The 20,183-nt window shown below is 34.0% G+C and carries 19 protein-coding genes; 9 read left to right on the top strand and 10 right to left on the bottom strand.

The genetic code is table 11. The annotated features are described in order from the left end of the window. Positions 1 to 4: 4 nt before the first annotated feature. Positions 5 to 2,488 (bottom strand): heavy metal translocating P-type ATPase, encoded by a 2,484-nt coding sequence (locus L3049_RS09360; RefSeq protein WP_275109540.1) that lies wholly within the window; start codon positions 2,486 to 2,488, stop codon positions 5 to 7. Between the two features lie 35 nt (positions 2,489 to 2,523). On the opposite strand from L3049_RS09360, the gene L3049_RS09355 reads away from it, so the two are divergent. Further along, positions 2,524 to 2,655 carry a hypothetical protein gene (locus L3049_RS09355; RefSeq protein ID WP_275109539.1) on the top strand — a complete coding sequence of 44 codons (132 nt, stop codon included), beginning with the start codon at positions 2,524 to 2,526 and terminating at the stop codon, positions 2,653 to 2,655. Between the two features lie 3 nt (positions 2,656 to 2,658). On the opposite strand, the gene L3049_RS09350 is transcribed toward L3049_RS09355, so the two are convergent. The 3 genes from L3049_RS09350 to L3049_RS09340 form a co-directional block, all read right to left on the bottom strand. Next, positions 2,659 to 3,579: a c-type cytochrome gene (locus L3049_RS09350; RefSeq protein ID WP_275109538.1), complete on the bottom strand. Its 921-nt coding sequence runs from the start codon at positions 3,577 to 3,579 to the stop codon at positions 2,659 to 2,661. A gap of 15 nt (positions 3,580 to 3,594) precedes the next feature. After that, positions 3,595 to 4,935, bottom strand: a complete 1,341-nt coding sequence (gene nrfD, locus L3049_RS09345) for an NrfD/PsrC family molybdoenzyme membrane anchor subunit (protein ID WP_275109537.1) — start codon at positions 4,933 to 4,935, stop codon at positions 3,595 to 3,597. 63 nt (positions 4,936 to 4,998) lie between these two features. Next, positions 4,999 to 5,934 carry a 4Fe-4S dicluster domain-containing protein gene (locus L3049_RS09340; protein ID WP_275109536.1) on the bottom strand — a complete coding sequence of 312 codons (936 nt, stop codon included), beginning with the start codon at positions 5,932 to 5,934 and terminating at the stop codon, positions 4,999 to 5,001. A 774-nt stretch (positions 5,935 to 6,708) separates the two neighbouring features. Between L3049_RS09340 and L3049_RS09335 the strand changes: the two genes are divergently transcribed. From L3049_RS09335 to L3049_RS09325, 3 genes are all read left to right on the top strand, one after another. After that, complete coding sequence (locus L3049_RS09335; RefSeq protein ID WP_275109535.1) at positions 6,709 to 7,797, top strand: chorismate mutase; 1,089 nt, start codon at positions 6,709 to 6,711, stop codon at positions 7,795 to 7,797. A gap of 192 nt (positions 7,798 to 7,989) precedes the next feature. After that, positions 7,990 to 9,933, top strand: a complete 1,944-nt coding sequence (locus L3049_RS09330) for a transglutaminase family protein (RefSeq protein WP_275109534.1) — start codon at positions 7,990 to 7,992, stop codon at positions 9,931 to 9,933. Between the two features lie 56 nt (positions 9,934 to 9,989). After that, on the top strand, positions 9,990 to 10,667 hold the full coding sequence (locus tag L3049_RS09325; RefSeq protein ID WP_275109533.1) for a CPBP family intramembrane glutamic endopeptidase: 678 nt from the start codon (positions 9,990 to 9,992) through the stop codon (positions 10,665 to 10,667). Between the two features lie 197 nt (positions 10,668 to 10,864). Here the strand turns inward: L3049_RS09325 and L3049_RS09320 are convergent, their stop codons facing one another. Continuing rightward, positions 10,865 to 11,620: a CDP-alcohol phosphatidyltransferase family protein gene (locus L3049_RS09320; RefSeq protein WP_275109532.1), complete on the bottom strand. Its 756-nt coding sequence runs from the start codon at positions 11,618 to 11,620 to the stop codon at positions 10,865 to 10,867. 111 nt (positions 11,621 to 11,731) lie between these two features. Between L3049_RS09320 and L3049_RS09315 the strand changes: the two genes are divergently transcribed. The 4 genes from L3049_RS09315 to L3049_RS09300 all read left to right on the top strand — a co-directional run bounded on the left by L3049_RS09315 (position 11,732) and on the right by L3049_RS09300 (position 14,623). Beyond that, positions 11,732 to 12,811: a putative type IX sorting system protein PorV2 gene (locus L3049_RS09315; protein WP_275109531.1), complete on the top strand. Its 1,080-nt coding sequence runs from the start codon at positions 11,732 to 11,734 to the stop codon at positions 12,809 to 12,811. Between the two features lie 12 nt (positions 12,812 to 12,823). Further along, positions 12,824 to 13,849: an alpha/beta hydrolase family protein gene (locus L3049_RS09310; protein ID WP_275109530.1), complete on the top strand. Its 1,026-nt coding sequence runs from the start codon at positions 12,824 to 12,826 to the stop codon at positions 13,847 to 13,849. A 155-nt stretch (positions 13,850 to 14,004) separates the two neighbouring features. Further along, positions 14,005 to 14,442 (top strand): DUF2752 domain-containing protein, encoded by a 438-nt coding sequence (locus L3049_RS09305; RefSeq protein ID WP_275109529.1) that lies wholly within the window; start codon positions 14,005 to 14,007, stop codon positions 14,440 to 14,442. 13 nt (positions 14,443 to 14,455) lie between these two features. Continuing rightward, on the top strand, positions 14,456 to 14,623 hold the full coding sequence (locus tag L3049_RS09300) for a hypothetical protein (protein WP_275109528.1): 168 nt from the start codon (positions 14,456 to 14,458) through the stop codon (positions 14,621 to 14,623). Positions 14,624 to 14,683: 60 nt separating this feature from the next. Here L3049_RS09300 and L3049_RS09295 read toward each other — a convergent pair whose 3' ends face one another. The 5 genes from L3049_RS09295 to rsfS form a co-directional block, all read right to left on the bottom strand. Then, the gene (locus L3049_RS09295) at positions 14,684 to 15,460 is read right to left on the bottom strand and encodes an SDR family oxidoreductase (protein WP_275109527.1); all 777 of its coding nucleotides are present in this window, start codon (positions 15,458 to 15,460) and stop codon (positions 14,684 to 14,686) included. Between the two features lie 188 nt (positions 15,461 to 15,648). Further along, positions 15,649 to 16,473 carry a phosphatidate cytidylyltransferase gene (locus tag L3049_RS09290; protein ID WP_275109526.1) on the bottom strand — a complete coding sequence of 275 codons (825 nt, stop codon included), beginning with the start codon at positions 16,471 to 16,473 and terminating at the stop codon, positions 15,649 to 15,651. Between the two features lie 214 nt (positions 16,474 to 16,687). Then, positions 16,688 to 18,319, bottom strand: a complete 1,632-nt coding sequence (gene ftsH, locus L3049_RS09285; protein WP_275109525.1) for an ATP-dependent zinc metalloprotease FtsH — start codon at positions 18,317 to 18,319, stop codon at positions 16,688 to 16,690. Positions 18,320 to 18,345: 26 nt separating this feature from the next. After that, positions 18,346 to 18,723, bottom strand: a complete 378-nt coding sequence (locus L3049_RS09280) for an ATP-dependent metallopeptidase FtsH/Yme1/Tma family protein (protein ID WP_275109524.1) — start codon at positions 18,721 to 18,723, stop codon at positions 18,346 to 18,348. A 28-nt stretch (positions 18,724 to 18,751) separates the two neighbouring features. Next, the gene (rsfS, locus tag L3049_RS09275) at positions 18,752 to 19,123 is read right to left on the bottom strand and encodes a ribosome silencing factor (RefSeq protein ID WP_275109523.1); all 372 of its coding nucleotides are present in this window, start codon (positions 19,121 to 19,123) and stop codon (positions 18,752 to 18,754) included. Positions 19,124 to 19,427: 304 nt separating this feature from the next. Here rsfS and L3049_RS09270 point away from each other — a divergent pair, with 304 nt between their 5' ends. Next, positions 19,428 to 20,177, top strand: coding sequence for a biotin--[acetyl-CoA-carboxylase] ligase (locus tag L3049_RS09270; protein WP_275109522.1), 750 nt, complete (start codon positions 19,428 to 19,430; stop codon positions 20,175 to 20,177). Positions 20,178 to 20,183 lie beyond the last annotated feature (6 nt).

Raw genomic sequence — 20,183 nt, 5'->3', positions numbered from 1 at the left:
TATATTAATTTAATTGAACCGATTTTTTTACTGAAGAGACGGCTTTGTCACTATCAATTTTCGATTCGTTTACTGAATTATTATTTTTCTCTTTATTTCTCGCAAAATAGCTCGTTGTAAAACTTGCAAATGCGACTACCGAAATTGAACTTACAGGCATTAGCAATGCAGCCACTATAGGGGATAAAATTCCCTGAACAGCAAAATACAATCCAACAATATTATATAAAAATGAGAGTGCAAAACTCAACTTTACAATTAGAATACTTTTTGCTGATATTTTAAGATAAGATTGCAGCTCTTGAAATTTCGAAGCTTCCAAAATGGCATCACAAGCTGGAGAAAAATGGTAAATATCATCAGCAATAGAAATACCAACATCACTCACTTTTAAGGCGCCCGCATCGTTTAAGCCATCCCCAATCATCAAAACAGATTTATTATTGGCTTTTAAATTGTTGATGTAGCTTAACTTGTCATTAGGAGATTGAAAGAACTTAATGGTAGATTCTTTAGGAAAAATATTTTTCAAGTTCTCCATTTCCGAATCATTATCACCTGATAGAACATGCAAATCAAATTTGGGAGATAAGTCAGATATCAATTTGTTTAGTCCAACACGATATTGATTGCTCAATTCAAAATGGCCTTTTATTTTTCCATCTACCGAAAGATAAACTTCGGTATTTAAAGAACTCGTTTCTGTTTTTCCTTCATGGATATATTTAGCTGATCCTAGTTTAATTTCACGACCAGAAACGATACCAGAAATTCCCATTGATGGTAATTCTTTGTAATCGCTTACGGTAACTGGAAAAATACTTTTAAAATGATCGTATAAGGTTGCACTTAAAATATGAGTTGAATGTCTGGTTAAGGATTTAATTGCGATGATATCTTCATCTGATAACTCTTCTCCATTAAAGCTAACTTTAACTTCATCAGCTTGTGTAATGGTACCTGTTTTATCAAATACAATGGTAGTTATCGAATTTAATTTTTCAACAACATCCGAGCTTTTCAGATAGATTCCCAATCGTCCCATCAGTCGCATTGTATTCCCTAATGCGAAAGGAGCAGATAGCGCCAATGCACATGGGCAAGCAACAATCAAAACCGATGTAAAAGCAAATACGGCTTTTGTTGAATCGTTCAAAAGCCAATATATACCTGCAAATATTCCAATGGCAATAATTACAAAAGTGAAGTATTTACTGATTTTGTCGATTAAAGAGTTCAGTTTGGTGCCTGATGTATTTTCATCTTCGAATTGGTTCCATAGCTGAGTTAAGCGACTCTGAATTACATCTTTCTCGATTGTTAATTCAATGGCACTTCCCATTTGCTTCCCACCAGCAAAAATATGATCGCCACTTTCTTTAAAAACAGGCTTAGACTCGCCGGTAACAAAACTATAATCAATTAATGCTTCTCCCTTAGTCAATATCGCATCGGCAGGTATTAATTCCTGATTACGAATGAGAATAATATCACCCTTTTTCAATTTATTGATCTGAGTACTTTCCTCTTTATCATCAACAATTTTGCTAACTGCAACAGGGAAGTATGAACGGTAATCTCTTTCAAAGGAAAGAGCCTGATAACTCTTGCTTTGATACCATTTCCCTATCAATAAAAAGAAAATTAAGCCTGTAAGGGAATCCATATAACCTGACCCTGTACTGGTAAATATTTCGAAACTAGATTGTATAAAGAGAGTGATAATACCCAGAGAAATAGGTACATCAATATTGATAAACTTATGCTTTAATCCTTTGAACGCAGAAATGATATAGTCGTTTCCACTATAAAAAAGAACAGGTAGAACCAGAAGAAAATTCATCATTCCAAAAAAGGATTTGAAATGACTCTCTAAATACTCTGATCCGGGCACATATTCAGGTAGGCTCAGTAACATGATGTTACCAAAACTAAAACCTGCTACACCAATTTTATAAAGAAGTTTTTTATTAGCATCCTGATTCTTTTTTTCCTGAAGGTTGTCTAGTGTAATTTCAGGAATATAATGAATGGATGCGAGTAGTTCAGCTAGTTCTCGTAAGCTTAATTCTTCAGAATTAAAAGTAACTGTCACTTCCTTTTTAACAAAGTTGACCGTTGACTTAAGGACAGCTTTATTTAAAACATTTAAATGTTCAAGTAGCCAAATACAGGAGCTACAGTGAATCCCGGGAATATACAAGCTTACTTTTCGTATTGCGTCTTCGGAAAATTCATAAAGCTTTGAAGAGATTTCTTCGTCATCGAGAAAAGCATACTTTTCTTTAAATTTACCTTCCTCAACCCGAATTCCCGGTGTTGACTCAATATTGTAATAAGAACAAAGTTCGTTCTCGTTTAAAAGCTGATATACAGTAGAACAACCTGAGCAACAAAATGGCTTACCATCCCAAATTACGGGGTGTTTACCACAATCGTCGCCACAATGGATACAGATGTATTTTTTTGATTCTTCCTGCATTTTCATCAACTTGCAGACTTCACAGTCTTATATGATCAGATATGAATAATGATTCAAGTCTTATTTACCTTATTGCCGGAATAACCGCTCTTCATTTTCTTGCTGGAATTGGATACCTCATGTATAAAATTGGTGGTCCGTCGAAAAAGAAAAAAGAGGATGATTCTCAGTAAACGCTACTCTTTATTTTTAGCTAGTTTAGGCAATTGAATTAATTGGAACAATACCAAAAAGATGATACCCCAAATACCAATTACACCACCTGCATAACTCACAATAATCCATATTGGAGCATTTGCTCTGGTTCCCCACATAGCTCTTTCGTCTAATGGATTTACTGGATCTGTTGGTACGCCTAAAGTCGCAATTCGATCAACAGCAAGTTCGCCATAGTATGCGTCATCAGTAACTTTAACCAATAAGTTTACATGACCTTCTCTGTCTCCAGGTAAATCTGCTGGAAAATTAATTTCCACATTACCTTTATCATCAGTAAAAGCATCATCGCCCGAAACATCTAAATAACCAAAGCTTCTTTTAACTTTTATACTAAGTTCGATTCCTTGCAATGCAACACGATCCCCTTTTTTAGTAAGACCAGTTAAGTTGGCAGCAACTTTTTTGTCTTCTTGGTTAATATCCAAAACAAGTTTTACATCAGTAACTTCAGGATTTTTAATTTCAGCAACTTGTTTACTTGCTTTCTTATTCTTATCGAAAGATCGCAGGTAAGTAACTACCATCCATTTGGCTTCGTCGCTTAAGGTTTTCTCAAAGGTTGGCATTGCAGCTCTTCCTTTGTTTATTTTGTAATAAATCTCACCATCAGACTGTACTAAAAAAGCCTGTGATCCTAAATCGGATGGGGCTACAGGTTGAAGCGGTAACATATTGCCCATGGTAGCATCACCGTGGCATGATTTACAATTGATATTATAAATCTTTTTACCTGAACTGATATTTTTAGTGCTAGCCTCGTAAGGATTTTGTTTCTTTTTTGAAGAATTAGGTACAGCCCAATCTTCTGCTTTAACAACGGTTGTTGTAAAGACAACAATAAGAAACAGGCTGGCAATTATTTTGATAGCATTTTTCATGTGTTTCTTGATTTTTTATTCCTCAATTTTATAATCAATTCCCTTTTGGTCAGCAATTTCGCAAATAGGCACAACTGGGAAGATTTTTGCCAGAACAGTAATAATCAATAATGCCAAAGCAAAACTCAATACTGTAACTGTGATTTCGACTGAAGATGGAAAATAATGCTGATAATTATCCGGAACATTCTGAATAGGAAGATGTGGATGCAACATAGTAGGAATTACAATCACATAACGCTTAAACCAAGCACTTGCCAATACAAAAATAGAAATGATCATTATCGGTAATGGTTTTCTGAATTTTTTGGTCACCAAAAGAATAACTGGAATGATGTTGCCAAATAATTGAGAAGACCAAAAAAGGATCGCCCAGTGCCCTGTAAATAGTTCTTTTAAGTGAATGCCGTCGCCAGTTTTCATTTTATAACCTGGAACCAAAAACTCATTCACATTAAAATACAAGTAAACCAAACAAACTGCAACCATCAGTTTACCCATTTTATCGAAATGCAATTCAGTAATATAATCCTGTAACTTGTAGTTGACTCTAAAGAAATACATCGCAATAATTAAAGCTGCAGAACCTGCAACAAATGCTCCTGCAACGAAGTAAGGTCCAAAAATTGTCGTATCCCATCCATTACGCAATGTTGCAGCAAACAACCACGATGTTACTGTATGAATAGCTAAGCCAACAGGAACAATTAAAACCATTAAAGTTCGAATCATCTTATGAAGATGCTTATGTTGTTCTGGTGTATTGGTATAGCCAAACGATAGAATTGCATATAGCTTCTTTAGCATTGGCGGTGCTGTTTTAATCTCTTTTTTACAGATTGCCAAATCAGGAATCATTGGCAAGATCAACAAGAGAGCACTGATAACCAAGTAGGTTGTAATAACAGTAACATCCCAAAGAATTGGAGATTGAAAACGTCCGTGGATCATAACATTCAATACTCTATCAGGACGACCCATATCTAAAACTATAACCAAACCAGCTACTGCTACAAAAGCGACAGCTATGATTTCGGCAATTCTCGATATTGGAGCTATCCAATCGACTTTCAGCAAGCCAAGTATGGATGAAATTAGCATTCCCACTAAACTTACCGCTACAAAGAACACGAAGTTGGCGATATAAAGTCCCCAAGACACATAGTCGCGCATGCCTGTAACACCAAGTCCATCACGAAGCTGTACGTAATACGCCCAAGCTCCCACAGAGATTACTGTTATTAGAAAAACAATCCATAACTCAAGCCCTCTATGATTTTGCATCGGACGAAGGACATCTTGTTTTATTTTCTCAAAGGAAAGTGTTGTTTCTTTCTGTTCAGGTAAGTCATTCATAAGATTAAATTATTTTAGGGCAAATAAAATCTGATTATTATAAAATTGATTTGAAAACTATTTTTAGTGAAGATTCTCTTCATTCAATAGATCACCATTGAATTCAAAAGCTCTATTTTTTGGAGGCAAATAATAAACACGAGGCTTAGTTCCCAGCTCTTCCATTAGAGTATAACCCGCATTTTCTTCTATCAATTTAGAGAAACGAACCGTTTCGCCACTTGTTCCATTCGTTACAGCATCTTCGTTTCTATCTCCAAAATAGTAAACACCATTAGGACATGCAGAAACACATGACGGTAACTTATCTTCACGAAGACGGTCGGCACTGAACAGACATTTGCTCACAGTACCTTTCTTCTGTGGTACATTCGCCTCTATATTATAGGTTAAATCTTTATATTTTTCAGCATCCTTAGGTTCAGTCCATTGGAATATACGTGCTGAATAAGGACATGCTGCAATACAAAAACGACAACCAATACAACGTTCATTATCGATTAGAACAATTCCATCCTGACGTTTAAATGTTGCATCAACAGGACAAACCTTAGTACATGGTGGGTTATCGCAATGCTGACAAGGTTTAGGCATAAAGTAAGGTGCCGTATGATCAGCATCCTGCATCTGCAAGACATTAATATGATGTTGATCAGCTCTTAATTGATGATGATTTTGACAAGCAGACATACATTTACGAGCATTCCTACATTTACTCAAGTCAATTACCATTACGAACGATTTCCCAGCTATTCCCTCGCGACCTCTTTGCTGTAATTCATCAAGAGGTTCATTTACTGTTGGGCGAAGTTGATTTTTATCTACCTGAACCAATTGTCCGTCTGCAGTAAGTAAGTTTACGGTTTCACCAGGCTCTTTAGCTGCAGCCTTAGCAGCACTTAGAAGTGAAAAACTACTTACAACTCCAGCTGCACCAACAGTTACTCCAAAGCTTTTCAGAAAATTTCTTCTACTCTTGTTTGATGCTTCTTCTTTCATTATGTATTAGGTTAGTTTTTCTGTTTAAGAGCTTTCTTTTTACACCTAAGATAGCAGTTTTACATACGAAACAATGCTCTTTAAAATGATTCTAAATAACAAACTTAATTCCTTGTGTTTACTAGTTTAAGGATCTGTAAGTTTAGTTCTTTTATGTTTCACATACGTTTGCGTATTAATTCAAATATAAATAAATAATTTCATTTGATAAGCTAGTTGAAATTATCGTCAGAAGTGCTTGATATTCTTTCTATTTGAGTTTTTGTTTTGTTGTGGTTGTCTAAGGAGTTGATTGTGTGTGTGATAATCTGGTTTTATTGTGAGATTGGTGATTTTGTAAATATTTTGTGAAATACCATTTGGTTTGAATAGATTAAAGAATTTTGAAATGAGGATTCCTTTTAAAATCAAGCTGTTCCTGTCAATATTTGATATGGTTTTGTTCTTGGTAAGTGTTTGCAGATTAAATGTTTATAGATTTTTTAGATTAGCTCATAAAAACAATCTATTAGGATATGCTTTACTCGAAGAAAAAACTTCATATTTTATTGACTTATCGCTATTATTGACTTCTAAATTGAGTGAAATTTTTCACATGTTTTTTTTAATTTGGATGGGAAATAGATCATGTAAAAAATTGAATGGTAACTTTAATTGCCCTGATAATTAGGGTTTTTATTTCATTTGTTTTTAAGCATTTTCCAGTGTCATTTAAAAGTGTATTTTTGTGCGACTAATATCAGCTTTGGTATTGGACAGCCTTAAATTGAAAATATGAGCGGATTGGAGAATTGTAAACCAATGAATACTTGGTTTAAGAAGTTGGATACAAGACCAATAGTGATAAGTGGTCCTTCTGTCGTAGAGTCTGAAGAACAGTTGTTGAATACTGCCAGAGAACTTAAAAAAGTTGATCAGGTAAAAATATTTAGAGCTGGGGTTTGGAAACCGCAAACTGCAACTAAAACTTTTGGAGACAGAGGTTTAGATATTTTGCAATGGCTGAATCAAGTAAAGCAAGAAACGGGTTTACTTACTATGGTGGAAGTTGCTTCTCCTAAGCATGTTGAAATGTGTTTACGCCACAATGTAGATATTCTTTGGATTGGGGCCAGAACAACTTCAAACCCATTCTCAATTCAGGAACTTGCAAGTGCTCTTCAAGGAATGAATGTACCTGTGATGATTAAGAATCCTCTCAACCCAGATATCAATCTCTGGATTGGAGCATTGGAACAAATCAACAAAGCTGGTATTTCCAGAATGGCAGCCATTCATTGTGGCTTCTATCCTTTTGAACAAACAAGCTTACGAAATATTCCTAAATGGGAAATTCCTATTGAGTTGAAATCTCGATTTCACAACTTACCTATGATTTGCGATCCATCACATATTGCTGGTGATAAGCAACACATTCAGCAGATTTCTCAGAAGGCCCTTGATTTAAATATGGATGGCCTCATGATAGAGAGTCATTTTAAGCCAGAAGAGGCATTAAGTGAACTGGAAGAAACATTAAGTCCGGCTGAATTGGATGAAGTTCTAAGAGGTTTGGTATGTCGTTTAAATTCTATTGATGATTTAGGTGAAAACCAATTGGAACAGTACAGAAATCAAATTGATTCAGTAGATGCTCAGTTAATAGAATTGTTAGCTCAACGTATGAATATTGTGGAAGAAATAGGCGAATATAAATCGCAAAAAAATATGACAATTCTGCAATTGGAACGATGGGAAAAGGTGCGAGAAAAAGGTGTTGAGTTGGGGAAATCTCTTGGCTTATCTGAAAAGTTCACAACTCAGTTATTACGAATGATTCATAAAGAAGCTATTTTAAAACAAAATAAAGTGATGAATCGATAGCACTTGTAAAGTTATAGATATGAAAGGCTAAGAATGTGTTGAACATCTTAGCCTTTTTTGTTGAGCATAAGAACCATTTTCTTTGTAATAAATCTATATAAGTAGTCTTGAGTTAATTTTTGATAAATATTGAATGCTTTAATTTACGATATTAATATATTTTGTTAATTTGAAGCGCCTAATCCTATATTTATGAAAAAATTAAAAAAATCATTATTACTAATCGCTTTCATACTTTTAGCAATAAGTTCGTCTAATGCCAAAGGAATCAAGTTTGGGAAAGTGTCTAAGGATGAATTTGCTTTAAAAGAATGCTCTTATGAAAAGGAAGCTTCAGCAGTTATACTAAGTAGAACTTGTACTGTAAACCTCAGTTATTCGGTCATCACTTATTCTTACCATGTCCGAATAAAAATATTAAAAGAGGAAGGTATTAATCAAGGTAATGTTGAATTATCCTATTATAGGAATAATAATATAGAAAATATTACGAAGGTAAAAGCGCAAACAATTAATTTGAATGCTGGAGGAAAACAAGAGATTGTGAAGGTCGAGAACAGCTCAATTTTTGATGTAGATGTTAATGAAAATTATGGTGAAGTTCGATTTTCTATGCCTGATGTGAAGGTGGGATCAATAATTGAATACAAATACACAACAAATTCTCAATTTTACTCTTATCTAGATACATGGTATTTTCAAGGTGAAATACCGACATTACATAGTTCTATAAGGGTGAATATGCCTGAGACATTTCGCTATAATATGGTGATGTTTGGGAATAGGATACAAGTAAAATACGCAGAACCCAAGGGTAATGAATGGGTTTTGACCAATATGCCTTCTATACAAGAAGAATCGTATGTTAATAATTATCATGATTTTATAGAACAATTGCGTTTTCAATTGGCTGGTTATTATACAAAAGATAAAAATTCTTTAGGTGGTACGCCAATATTTGTAAATTCCATGACAACCTATGAGGCACTTGCCAAAGAATATATCGAAAAAGTGAATTATCTGGGACGTTCAAACTTTGCAAAAAAGCAATTGGAAACAATTTTGGATGGAAGCGAAAACAATTGGGAAAAACTCGAAAAGATTTATGATTTTGTAAGAACTAGTGTAAAATGGAATGGCAAGTATCGAATCTATCCCGAAAAGTCGCCACCTAATTTATTAGAGGAGAAAGTTGGGAGTAATTCAGAAATTAATTATTTGCTCGTTTTATTGTTAAGAAATGCAGGTTTTGAGTGCAATCCGGCTTTAGCCAGATCTAATACAAGAGGATTAATTCAAAAAGCTTATCCATTACTGAGTCAATTCGATCAGGTTCTTGCTTGTGTTGAATTGTATGGTAAACAGCATTTTTTAAATGCAACTTCACCATATCGCCCTTACAATCTGATTGCCGAAAAGGATTTGAATTATCATGCTTTTGTATTGCGCAAAGAAAAGCCATACTGGGCAAAAATTACTCCTAATAAAAAGAATTATCAACAAATATCAATAACCTATGATTATTCGGATTTAGAGGATCCTATTTGTAATTTTAAAATACAGGAATTAGGATATTTAGCATCGAAAAGCCGTGAGAAATTATCTGAAGATGGCGCGGAGTCATGGATGTCAGATTTTTTTGATTTAGAAAAGTGTGATTTTAATAAAGATTCGCTAAAATTTAAAAATGAAAAAAAAGTAAGCCTTTCATTACAAATGAAGTGTGATTTGAATTTAGAAAGTGGTTTAGATGAATATAGTGATTTTACGTATTTCAATTTATTCAATGAACAAGATCTGAAAAATCCATTTTTGAAAGAATCTAGACAATACAGGATTGACTATAATTATCCTAGATCCAAAACTTATATAATAAAGTTTATTCTTCCAGAAGGGTATGAGTTCGAGGATTATCCAAAAGGTGAGAAATATGTCTTGAACCAAGGAGCGGGAGAATTTATGCTTATATCAAAAAAGAGTGGGAACGAACTTAGTATTCGAACCACGTTTTCAATAAATATAGAATCATTTTCAAAAGAGTATTATGGTGACTTAAGCGAATTCTATAGTCAAATGATTAAGACAATGGGCTCACAGGTTGTAATAAAAAAAGTAAATAATATTTCAGAAAAATGAATCAAATTACAACAGAAACAGTAGCAGAGCCAAGTCAGTAATCGCAAGATGCAAAAATGGCTTACCCTAGTATAAAACAAGGTTGGGGAATATTGGGTTTACTTATATTGGTAACAATATGTTATGCAATGCCACTTGGCATAATTGGTATGTTTTATCCTGATATTCAGCAGAGGCCATTTCATCTTCTAAACTATTCAATTCCGATAGTTATTCTGATTTTTATTACTCGTTCTTGGTGGAAGAAAAATCCTAAAAATGATAGCAAAATTCAATTTAAAGGATTTCCATTAGCCATTTTGCCTGTTGTTCTAATTATGACGATCAGCTTAGTAGTTATTCATTCAGAAATTGCAAGTTGGGTACCAATGCCAGATTGGCTTGTTGATGTGTTTAAAGAATTTTTACAGCCTAATATATGGGGTTTTATCACGATTGTAATTGCGGCTCCTATTTTGGAAGAAATTTTATTGCGCGAAATTGTTTTGAATGGATTGTTGCGAAACTATTCTCCATGGAAGGCTATTATTTGGTCATCAGTATTTTTTGGTGTGATACATTTAAATCCTTGGCAATTTGTAACGGCAATGATCGCAGGTATGGTAATAGGATATTTGTATTGGAAAACTAAATCTCTTTGGTTGTGTATTTTAATACATGCAGTTAACAATGGTATTGCTTTTTATTTGACAGTTAAATATAGCGAAGTAACGAATTTTTTTAGAGCTATTTAATATTGGAACAGGTGAAAGAATAGGTCTTTTTATTGGAGCAGGACTTTGCTTATGGGGATCGTATCTCTTTTATGAGAAATATTTTAATTCGCAAAGTGAAACAAATAGATTTAACAAAACGGAAAAATAAAAAAAAGAAGGCTAAGAATGTGTTGAACATCTTAGCCTTCTTTTTTATATCTGTAAAGTGTATTGTTTTATTTTTTACTGATTAGGTTGTCAATTATAGAAAAGAATAGATAAACGAAAATAATCAAAGGAACCACTAACCATTTTAAAAGAATGGCAAGTACCAATAAGCTTATTAAAAATAGGTAACGGATTTTATTTTCTTTCCATGCTAAGCTTTTCACTTTTAAAGCAAACATCGGGATTTCTGAAACTAGTAAAAGAGAGGTCACAATTATTGCAATAATTAAAACGGTAGGATTGTTAGCCAATGCTTCAATTTTTGGATAATCTCCAAAATGAAAGATTAGAGCGAATGAAGCCCAAAACATTGCATTCATAGGGGTATTAACTCCTATAAAGGATGTGGTTTGTCTTGTGTCTACATTAAATTTTGCCAATCGTAAGGCTGAAAAGATCGGAATGATAAAGGCCGACAATAAAATAGCCAATTGTGAGTAGCTAAGTTCGGCAGGAACAAAATTTGCGGAAGCACTTCCAAGAATTGCTCCTTTTAAATAAGCTAAGGCAATTACGCCTGGAACAAAACCGAAGCTAACCATATCAGCTAATGAATCTAGTTCTTTTCCCATAGGAGAATACGCCTTTAAAACTCGAGCAGCTAATCCATCCATAAAATCAAAAACTGCGGCTAATATAACTAGGAAAGATGCCCAAACAAGATATCCTTCCATGGCCATTAATGCGGCTGAGCAACCACAAAATAAATTTAAACAAGTAATTGTATTTGGAATGTGTTTAACGAATCCTTTAGCTTCTGACATGAATTTTATTTTTGTAAAGTATGGCACAAAAATAAGGGAATTTTCCGAAACGAAGTATTTCTAGCACTACTATGCATAAGTTTAAAAAAAGCATACTATTTTTACCTTTCCATGAAAAAGAAATTTTTATCACGAATAATAGTCAGTTTAATCTGTTTGTGCCTTACCAGTAATTTGTTTGGCCAAACATCAGCACCAAAATATAGTAATGAATTTCTTTCCGTAGGTGTAGGAGCAAGAGCTTTCGCAATGGGAAATGTGGCTGTAGCTTCTCAAAAAGGTGTTGAATCAGCTTACTGGAATCCCGCTAGCCTTGTCGATTTAAAGAAAAAATATGAACTATCAGCCATGCATGCTGAATACTTTGCTGGTATGGCAGCTTACGACTATGTAGGGCTGGGAATAAAATTGGATGAGAAAAGTACTTTGGCTTTAAGTATCATTCGATATGGGGTTGATGATATTCCCAATACGCTGGAGTTAATCGATAAGGATGGAAATATTCGATACGATTTAGTTACTACATTTTCAGCATCAGATTATGCCTTTTTATTTTCCTATGCTAAGAAAACTAAGATTGAAGGTTTGTCTATTGGAGGTAACGTCAAGTTGATTTATCGCCATACAGGTGATTTTGCATCGGCCTATGGTTTTGGAATTGATGCTGCGGTAAAATATAAGAGAGGAAAATGGCAAATGGGAGCATTACTGCGTGATGCCAGTTCGACTTTTAATGCCTGGGTATTTAAAACTGATAATTTGGAGGAGGTTTTCAATACGACAGGAAATGAGATTCCTACAAATTCTACAGAATTGACTTTGCCAAGACTGATTTTAGCTGTTAGTAGAGAATTCCCGATATCAGATAAATTTTCTTTGTTAGCGGAATTTGATGCTGATTTAACATTCGATGGAAAACGAAATGTATTGGTGCAGGCTGATCCAATTAGTATCGATCCTCACATGGGATTTGAAGCTTCTTTTAAAAATCTGATTTACCTGCGTGCAGGCGTAAGTAACTTTCAGGAGGAAACAGATTTCGATCAAAGTACGAGTTGGACCTTTCAGCCAAACTTAGGCTTAGGAATCAATTACAAAAACTTTCGTTTAGATTATGCATTAACTGATATTGGAGACCAATCCGTGGCAAAATATTCTAATGTATTTTCATTGTCTTACTCTTTTAAATAGCTTCTGCGCGCTATGGCAAATGTGATTATTGAAATTCATGGTTTAGGAAACAAACCTCCAAAGAACTTACTGGAACGGTGGTGGGAGCGTGCTATGATTGAAGGTTTAAAAAGCAACAATTACAAAGCAAACTTACCGAAGTATGAAATGGTTTATTGGGCAGATATTCTTCACGATCAGCCACTAAATCAGTTCGAAAAAAATGAGGACAGTCCTTACTATTTAGATGAAATTTATGTGAGACGACCAAAGCTATTCGTGAGGGAAAATCATGATACAAGAAAGAAGGTTGTGAATTTTGTGAATAGACAGTTGAATAAGTTCCTTTTGAATGAAGACTTTAGCTTGAATTATTCTTTTATTACGGATGTCATATTAGGAAACTATTTTCAGGATCTCCAGACTTATTATCAGGAGGAGAGTGAATCAAATGAAGAATCAGCTAACAAAATTAAAGAATCGATTCGACTGCGATTATTAAAGGTTTTGGAAAAGTACAAAGGGGACGATATCATGTTGATTGCTCATTCAATGGGCTCAATTATTGCTTTCGATGTACTTAGTTTTTTAGCTAATCATATTCAAATTCATACTTTTGTTACGATAGGTTCTCCACTAGGATTGCCTATAGTTGTTAGTAAATTTGCAGATGAGCAACGTGTTCGTAATAACGGAGGTACATTGATTGCAACTCCACCCAATGTAAAAAGCTGGTATAATTTTGCTGATATTCTGGATAAGGTTGCCCTTAATTATGAATTAGGTGATGATTTTAAGGAGAATAGATTTGGTGTAAAGCCAATTGATTACCTAGTTGAGAATAACTATCAAATCAATAAAATTTCAAACCCTCATAAGTCGTATGGTTATTTGCGAACACCTGAATTTGCACAAGTGTTAAATAACTTTATTCTTTCGGAAAGATTAACACTAAAACAGAAATTTAATCGGAAAGCAATTGTTTTTGTAAAGAGAACTAAACTTAAAGTATCTATTCAAAGAAGAAAAGTGCAAACTTGGTTCCGTAAGAGAAGGTGATGTTTATTTCTTAAGTTTAATTTAGTATGTATGAGGGTGCAAAGCGTAAATACTAATATAAAGGCATTTTTAAATATTATTTCACAACACTTATACTTAACAACAAATATATTTTTTTTATTTTTGCACACTTTATTGTAAGCTAATATATTTAAATGGAAATATCATTTATCCCTAGATGGATACTTAAATTATTAGGTATAGATGAATTTATACGTTACGATGTAAGTGTATTAGTTAGTAATTTATTGATCGTAATTGTTTTTTTTAGTTTCGGGAATAAATTATTAGAACTTCTCTCATACTTACCACATTTTTGTTTATTCGATAGAGTATTTGGATTTGAATGCCCTGCATGCGGAGTAACACGTGCGTTTTGTGAATTTGGTGATGGTAAAATAGGTAGTGGTATTCAGCAAAATTATGCGGCCATACTTGTTGGAGTCTTTGTTGTTATTCAAATACCTATTCGATTAATTATTATTCTTAAACAAGATACTAAAATAATACTTCAAAAAATTTCAAGAATTGGTAGTAGCATAATTCTTGCTCTCATATTATTAAACTGGATTAGAACTTTATTTTTAACTTAAATATTTAATTATTATGGCAAATTTATCATGTCCAAAGTGTAGTGAACTAACAAAAAAAGGTGGATACAAAGCATGGCAGATTATTGTTGCGATCTGTTTCTTTCCATTAGGATTACTTGCTTTATTAGCAGATAAGAATCCTACAACATGTCAAAAATGTAGCCATACATGGCAAGCATAATTTGATGATAAAAAGAGGTGATAAATATTTTATCTCCTCTTTTTTTTAAATTGAATTCTATTATCCATGAATTCCTAAAATTTGCCCACCATCTACACTAATGGTTTGTCCCGTTATATAACCAGAGGACGGAGCGAGCAACCAAGTTGCTAACTGTCCTAAATCTTCTGGGTTTCCCATTCGTTTCATTTTAATTCCAGAAGCAATTTTATTCTTAGCTTCTTCTGAACTAATATTTTCTTGTTCGGCTTTTTTATCCAACAATCGATTAATTGCAGGTGTTTCGTGATATCCTGGGCCAACAATGTTAAGCGTAACACCCGATTCAGCTATTTCCTGTGAAAGCGTTTTAATAAAACCTACTACTGAAAGTCTTAGCGAGGTACTTAATACCAAATTGTCAATAGGTTGTTTAACCGAAGCACTTTCTAGAAAAACCATTCGTCCATACTTTTCTTTCATCATTAATGGAACCAATGCTTGAGTCAATTCCACTTTCCAACGCAAGAGCTGATGATAAGCGTTGTCCCAATCGTCTAATTTTGTTTCAAGGGTTTTCATTGCCGGCGGACCACCTGCATTTATAAATGCTCCAGATAGCTTTCTGTTGCCTATTTTATCCAATAACAGTTGAATGGTTTCCGATAGGGTAATATCACCGCATAGGACTTCTATAGAGTTTGGGTGAGCTTGTATTAACTTATCCAATTGTTCTTGCCCACGTGCTATTGCAATTACCTTTGCTCCATCGCCAATAAGGTTGTTTAATACGGCATTTCCGAATCCAGAAGTGGCACCGCAAACCACAAAAAGTTGATCTTTAATATGTAAATCCATGCTTGTTTTATTTGAGTTGATATGCTACAACATACAGTTGCAGACTCGCGAACATGAAGTTACGATTTTTTATAGATCAGACGATAAAAATTAAGAGGAGAGAAATTAAAAAAGATTTTTTGAGCGTGAGCTAAGAATTCTGAATTGCTTTTTTAGTAATGGATGATTAAAACCGCTAGCAATTCAATTTACTTCCAGAACTCTTGAATGATTTGTAAAAAGATAAAAACTACTGGAGATACCAATAAGATTGCATCAAAACGATCAAGTATACCGCCATGTCCAGGAAGAATGGTGCCTGAATCTTTAATGTTAATACTTCTTTTGAATAAAGACTCAACTAAATCACCTAGAGAACCAAATATTACAACAATAACTCCAGTGATTAACCATTGAATTAGATTTAAATCCATAAAGAATTGTGAAATAGCCCATGCTATTAGCAAAGTAACAATTGCACCTCCTATGCTTCCTTCCCAAGATTTTTTTGGTGAAATTCTTTCAAACAATCTGTTTTTACCAAAATTAACACCAACTATATATGCTCCGGTATCATTTGCCCATATCATTACAAATACGCCCAAAACGATTTCATAGTGAAATTGTAGTTCGTTAAAAGGAAAAGCTAAGTAGTTGAGAAGAGAAAAGGGAAGAGCCACATAGCATAAACCCATAATTGTAAATGCAATATTGGTAAAAGGTTTCTCTTTTTTTCGATACATTTCAATAATCGGAAGTAATACTAGACTAAAGGTGAATAGTAAAAAAACACTTTTGATATTGAGATGAGCGCTAGCATAACAAGAGAGAAATAGTAATCCTGCCGAAATTAATCCTAATGTAATTTGTGGAGAAGCTTCCGTTTTGCGAATCAATTTGTAAAATTCATAAGTCCCCATTAGTGAAATTCCAAGAAAAACAGCCAGAAAACCAATTGGATGGAAACAAATTCCTGAAATTAAAATGACTACAAATATGGCTCCTGAAAATGTTCTCTTGATAAAGTTCCCCACTTGAAATATATTTAAGTTGAATCTGCTTTTTTGCCACAAGATCCTTATGTGTACTTATTCGCCTCCAAAAATAGTATTTTTTAATCACTTTTGACAATTGAACGAATTCGTGTGTGGCAAATTCAGTATTCAATGGAGTGTTGAGGCTAAAAAAAATGCTAAATTACTGAATGTATCCAGCAATTTAGCATTTGTATGGTTAGAGAATAAAAGCTTAAACAGCTTTTGTCTCATTGTCTTCATTCTTGCTTTCTTCTTCCGTTTTAGGATCGATCTTTTTTTCGTCTAATCCTTCTGGTGTTCCAAAAGCTCTTTTGCCAAAGATCTCTTCTAGATCTTCACTAAAGATTACTTCACGTTCCAGAAGTAATTCAGCAAGTTTACTGTGCTTATCCATATTATCTAAAAGCACTTGTTTGGCTCTTTTGTAACTTTCATCGATTAAGATTTTAACTTCTTTATCGATAAGTTCTGCAGTTTTCTCACTGTATGGCTTAGAAAAACCATAATCAGATTGTCCAGATGAATCGTAGTAACTTACGTTACCTACTTTTTCACTCATTCCAAAGATCGACACCATAGCCATTGCTTGCTTGGTTACTTTCTCCAGATCATTTTGAGCTCCAGTAGAAATTTTACCGAAAATCAATTCCTCAGCAGCACGCCCACCAAGAGCAGAACACATTTCATCAAGCATTTGCTCTTTAGTCGTAATACTTCTTTCCTCTGGCAAATACCATGCAGCTCCAAGAGCTTTTCCTCGAGGAACAATAGTTACCTTCACCAATGGGTGAGCATATTCTAACAACCAGGATATGGTTGCATGACCAGCCTCATGATAAGCAATTGTTTTCTTTTCAGTAATTGAAATAATCTTATTTTTCTTCTCCAAACCTCCAATGATACGGTCAACTGCATCAAGGAAATCTTGTTTTTGAATAACATTTTTCTTCTTACGAGCAGCAATCAAAGCAGATTCATTACAAACATTAGCAATATCAGCTCCAGAGAAACCTGGTGTTTGCTTAGCTAAGAATTCGCTCTTTACTGATTCGTCAAGTTTTAAAGGACGAAGATGTACATTAAAAATCTCTTCACGCTCATTTAAATCTGGTAACTCAACATGAATCTGACGGTCGAAACGACCAGCTCGCATCAATGCTCTATCCAAAATATCAGCACGGTTAGTTGCTGCCAGAATGATAACACCAGAATTGGTATCAAAACCATCCATTTCAGTTAATAACTGATTTAAGGTATTTTCACGCTCATCGTTAGCACCCATATTAGGATTCTTACCTCTGGCACGACCAATAGCATCAATCTCATCAATAAAAATGATACATGGTGATTTCTCCTTAGCTTGCTTAAACAAGTCACGAACACGACTTGCACCAACACCTACAAACATCTCAACAAAGTCAGAACCTGACATACTAAAGAAAGGTACATGAGCTTCACCTGCTACGGCTTTTGCCAAAAGAGTTTTACCTGTTCCCGGAGGGCCTACAAGCAATGCTCCTTTCGGAATCTTACCTCCTAATTTTGTATAGTTTTCAGGATGCTTAAGAAATTCTACGATTTCCTCAACCTCTTGTTTAGCCTCAGCCAAACCAGCAACATCCTTAAAGTTTGTTTTAATATCAGATTCCTTATCAAAAACTTTCGCCTTTGATTTACCAACATTAAAAATATTTCCACCACCAGCACCACCGCCAGCACCTTTGCTCATTCGCTTAAATACGAAGAACCAAATTCCAATAATTAAGGCAAAGGGTAAAATCCAACCAATAAAATTTCCAAAATAATCCTCATGAGTTGTATACTCAGGTTCAATTCTGTTCATTTCAGAAACATTCGCTTGGGCTTTTTCTAATTGCTCAGTAAATTCTCAATTGAACCAATTGTAAAGAAATAATGCGGTCCTGATTTTGATGGAGAATCGAAGCTACTTTCGAATAGTGCAGGATATTTATCCAGACTTTCCGATTTAAGGTAAACATTTACTTCAAGAAGGTTACGAACAACAACAATTCGATCAACATCAGAGTTGCGAATCATTTCATTTTTCACCTTTTGCCAACTAATTTCTTGCGGTGTTTGACCAATGTTTAAAAGGTTAAGAGCGATAACTGCTACGGCAACTAATCCGTACAACCAGTATGCATTAAATTTTGGTGGTTTAAGCATGTTGTTGCCATTCTTTCCTTTCTGGAAAGGAGATTTATTTTGATTATTATTTTCTGTCATTCTTTTTAATTAAAATTTACTGAATTGGCTATGCTTCCTTAATTTTAGTTACTGTTGCATCGGCCCATAAACTCTCCAGACGATAAAAATCTCTGTATTCTTTTTGAAAAACATGAACTACAACATCAGCATAATCCAAAAGAATCCATTGAGAATTTTGGTGTCCTTCCTTTTTCCATAATTTTTCGTCAACCTTTTCTCTTACAAAATCAGGTAACGAATTGGTAATACCACTAACGTGAGCGGTGGATGTTCCATGGCAAATAATAAAATATTTGCAAACAGAACTATCTATATTTCTAAGATCTATCTTTACAATATCTACTGCTTTTTTATCTTTTAATCCTTCAATAATAGCATCAACAAGTTCTTCTGTTGCATTTCCCTTCTTTTTTGTCATATAAATATTTTAAATACAAAGATAATTTTTTTTCAAACGAATAAAATTTGTTTTCGAATTAGATTTCTATAATCTTAATCTCTGTTAGTGAGAGTAGTAATTAGATGATATACAGAAAGATATTCATTTTGTTCTAGATTCGTTTTTATTTTGTTACTTATTATAATTTAAAAGCTTCAATTTGAATGTGTCAAAATCAATTAATTTGCTGCCTTTCTGCAGGCTAATGATTAATTTTGTCATTGATCACAATTTAAAAGTGATTCAAATTCCTTTGGATTATTGAAATTAATAAATTTTACCAATGAATCGATTATTATTTACCCCTGATTTGTTGATTCGTAAAAACGAATTGCATTCTACCAATAATTTTGCTCTTGAATTAATCAAAACGCAAAATCCGTCAGGAGGAACTGTCGTTATGGCATTAAACCAGACAGAAGGCCGCGGACAGCAAGCAAATACTTGGGAAAGTGAAAGTGGCAAAAACCTTACCATTAGTCTTATACTTCGCCCGGAGTTCATTTTAGCGCAAGATCAATTTCAGGTTTCTATGATTATTTCTCTAGGTGTTAAAGATTACCTAAGTTCTTATATTGAGAATGTTTCGGTAAAATGGCCCAACGACATTTATGTTGGAGATAAAAAGATTGCAGGTATTTTAATTGAACAATCGATAATGGGATCTGCACTCAGTCATAGTATTTGTGGTTTAGGATTAAACATCAACCAATGCAATTTTGTGTCGAATGCTCCGAACCCAACTTCTCTGGCAATTTTAACAAATAAGGAATTTGATCTAGATCAGGAATTAGAGAAACTTCTGGAATCTATCGAAGAAAGATATTTTCAGTTGGTCGATGGGAAATCGAAGATGTTGGAAAAAGACTATTTGAATGTACTTTATTGGATGAATGAGCGTCATCATTTTTCAGATGAAAATGGCGAGTTCGAAGGAGAGATTGTAGGAATAACCGATTTTGGACAACTTCGCGTAAAAGTAAAGAACGAAGAACGGGTTTATAATTTTAAAGAGGTGAGCTTTGTAAGATAGCCCACC

The sequence above is a fragment of the Labilibaculum sp. DW002 genome (genome assembly GCF_029029525.1).
GTDB classification, from domain to species: Bacteria; Bacteroidota; Bacteroidia; order Bacteroidales; family Marinifilaceae; genus Paralabilibaculum; species Paralabilibaculum antarcticum.
The sequence above is the reverse complement of the archived record's forward strand: the minus strand, read 5'-3'. Positions and strand labels throughout refer to the sequence as shown.

What these genes read in the sequence shown, in the direction of transcription:
- L3049_RS09360 (WP_275109540.1), bottom strand. Translation starts at nt 2,488, where the DNA reads ATGAAAATGCAGGAAGAATCAAAAAAATACATCTGTATCCATTGTGGC.
- L3049_RS09355 (WP_275109539.1), top strand. Translation starts at nt 2,524, where the DNA reads ATGAATAATGATTCAAGTCTTATTTACCTTATTGCCGGAATAACCGCT.
- L3049_RS09350 (WP_275109538.1), bottom strand. Translation starts at nt 3,579, where the DNA reads ATGAAAAATGCTATCAAAATAATTGCCAGCCTGTTTCTTATTGTTGTC.
- nrfD (WP_275109537.1), bottom strand. Translation starts at nt 4,935, where the DNA reads ATGAATGACTTACCTGAACAGAAAGAAACAACACTTTCCTTTGAGAAA.
- L3049_RS09340 (WP_275109536.1), bottom strand. Translation starts at nt 5,934, where the DNA reads ATGAAAGAAGAAGCATCAAACAAGAGTAGAAGAAATTTTCTGAAAAGC.
- L3049_RS09335 (WP_275109535.1), top strand. Translation starts at nt 6,709, where the DNA reads ATGAGCGGATTGGAGAATTGTAAACCAATGAATACTTGGTTTAAGAAG.
- L3049_RS09330 (WP_275109534.1), top strand. Translation starts at nt 7,990, where the DNA reads ATGAAAAAATTAAAAAAATCATTATTACTAATCGCTTTCATACTTTTA.
- L3049_RS09325 (WP_275109533.1), top strand. Translation starts at nt 9,990, where the DNA reads ATGGCTTACCCTAGTATAAAACAAGGTTGGGGAATATTGGGTTTACTT.
- L3049_RS09320 (WP_275109532.1), bottom strand. Translation starts at nt 11,620, where the DNA reads ATGTCAGAAGCTAAAGGATTCGTTAAACACATTCCAAATACAATTACT.
- L3049_RS09315 (WP_275109531.1), top strand. Translation starts at nt 11,732, where the DNA reads ATGAAAAAGAAATTTTTATCACGAATAATAGTCAGTTTAATCTGTTTG.
- L3049_RS09310 (WP_275109530.1), top strand. Translation starts at nt 12,824, where the DNA reads ATGGCAAATGTGATTATTGAAATTCATGGTTTAGGAAACAAACCTCCA.
- L3049_RS09305 (WP_275109529.1), top strand. Translation starts at nt 14,005, where the DNA reads ATGGAAATATCATTTATCCCTAGATGGATACTTAAATTATTAGGTATA.
- L3049_RS09300 (WP_275109528.1), top strand. Translation starts at nt 14,456, where the DNA reads ATGGCAAATTTATCATGTCCAAAGTGTAGTGAACTAACAAAAAAAGGT.
- L3049_RS09295 (WP_275109527.1), bottom strand. Translation starts at nt 15,460, where the DNA reads ATGGATTTACATATTAAAGATCAACTTTTTGTGGTTTGCGGTGCCACT.
- ftsH (WP_275109525.1), bottom strand. Translation starts at nt 18,319, where the DNA reads ATGAACAGAATTGAACCTGAGTATACAACTCATGAGGATTATTTTGGA.
- L3049_RS09280 (WP_275109524.1), bottom strand. Translation starts at nt 18,723, where the DNA reads ATGACAGAAAATAATAATCAAAATAAATCTCCTTTCCAGAAAGGAAAG.
- rsfS (WP_275109523.1), bottom strand. Translation starts at nt 19,123, where the DNA reads ATGACAAAAAAGAAGGGAAATGCAACAGAAGAACTTGTTGATGCTATT.
- L3049_RS09270 (WP_275109522.1), top strand. Translation starts at nt 19,428, where the DNA reads ATGAATCGATTATTATTTACCCCTGATTTGTTGATTCGTAAAAACGAA.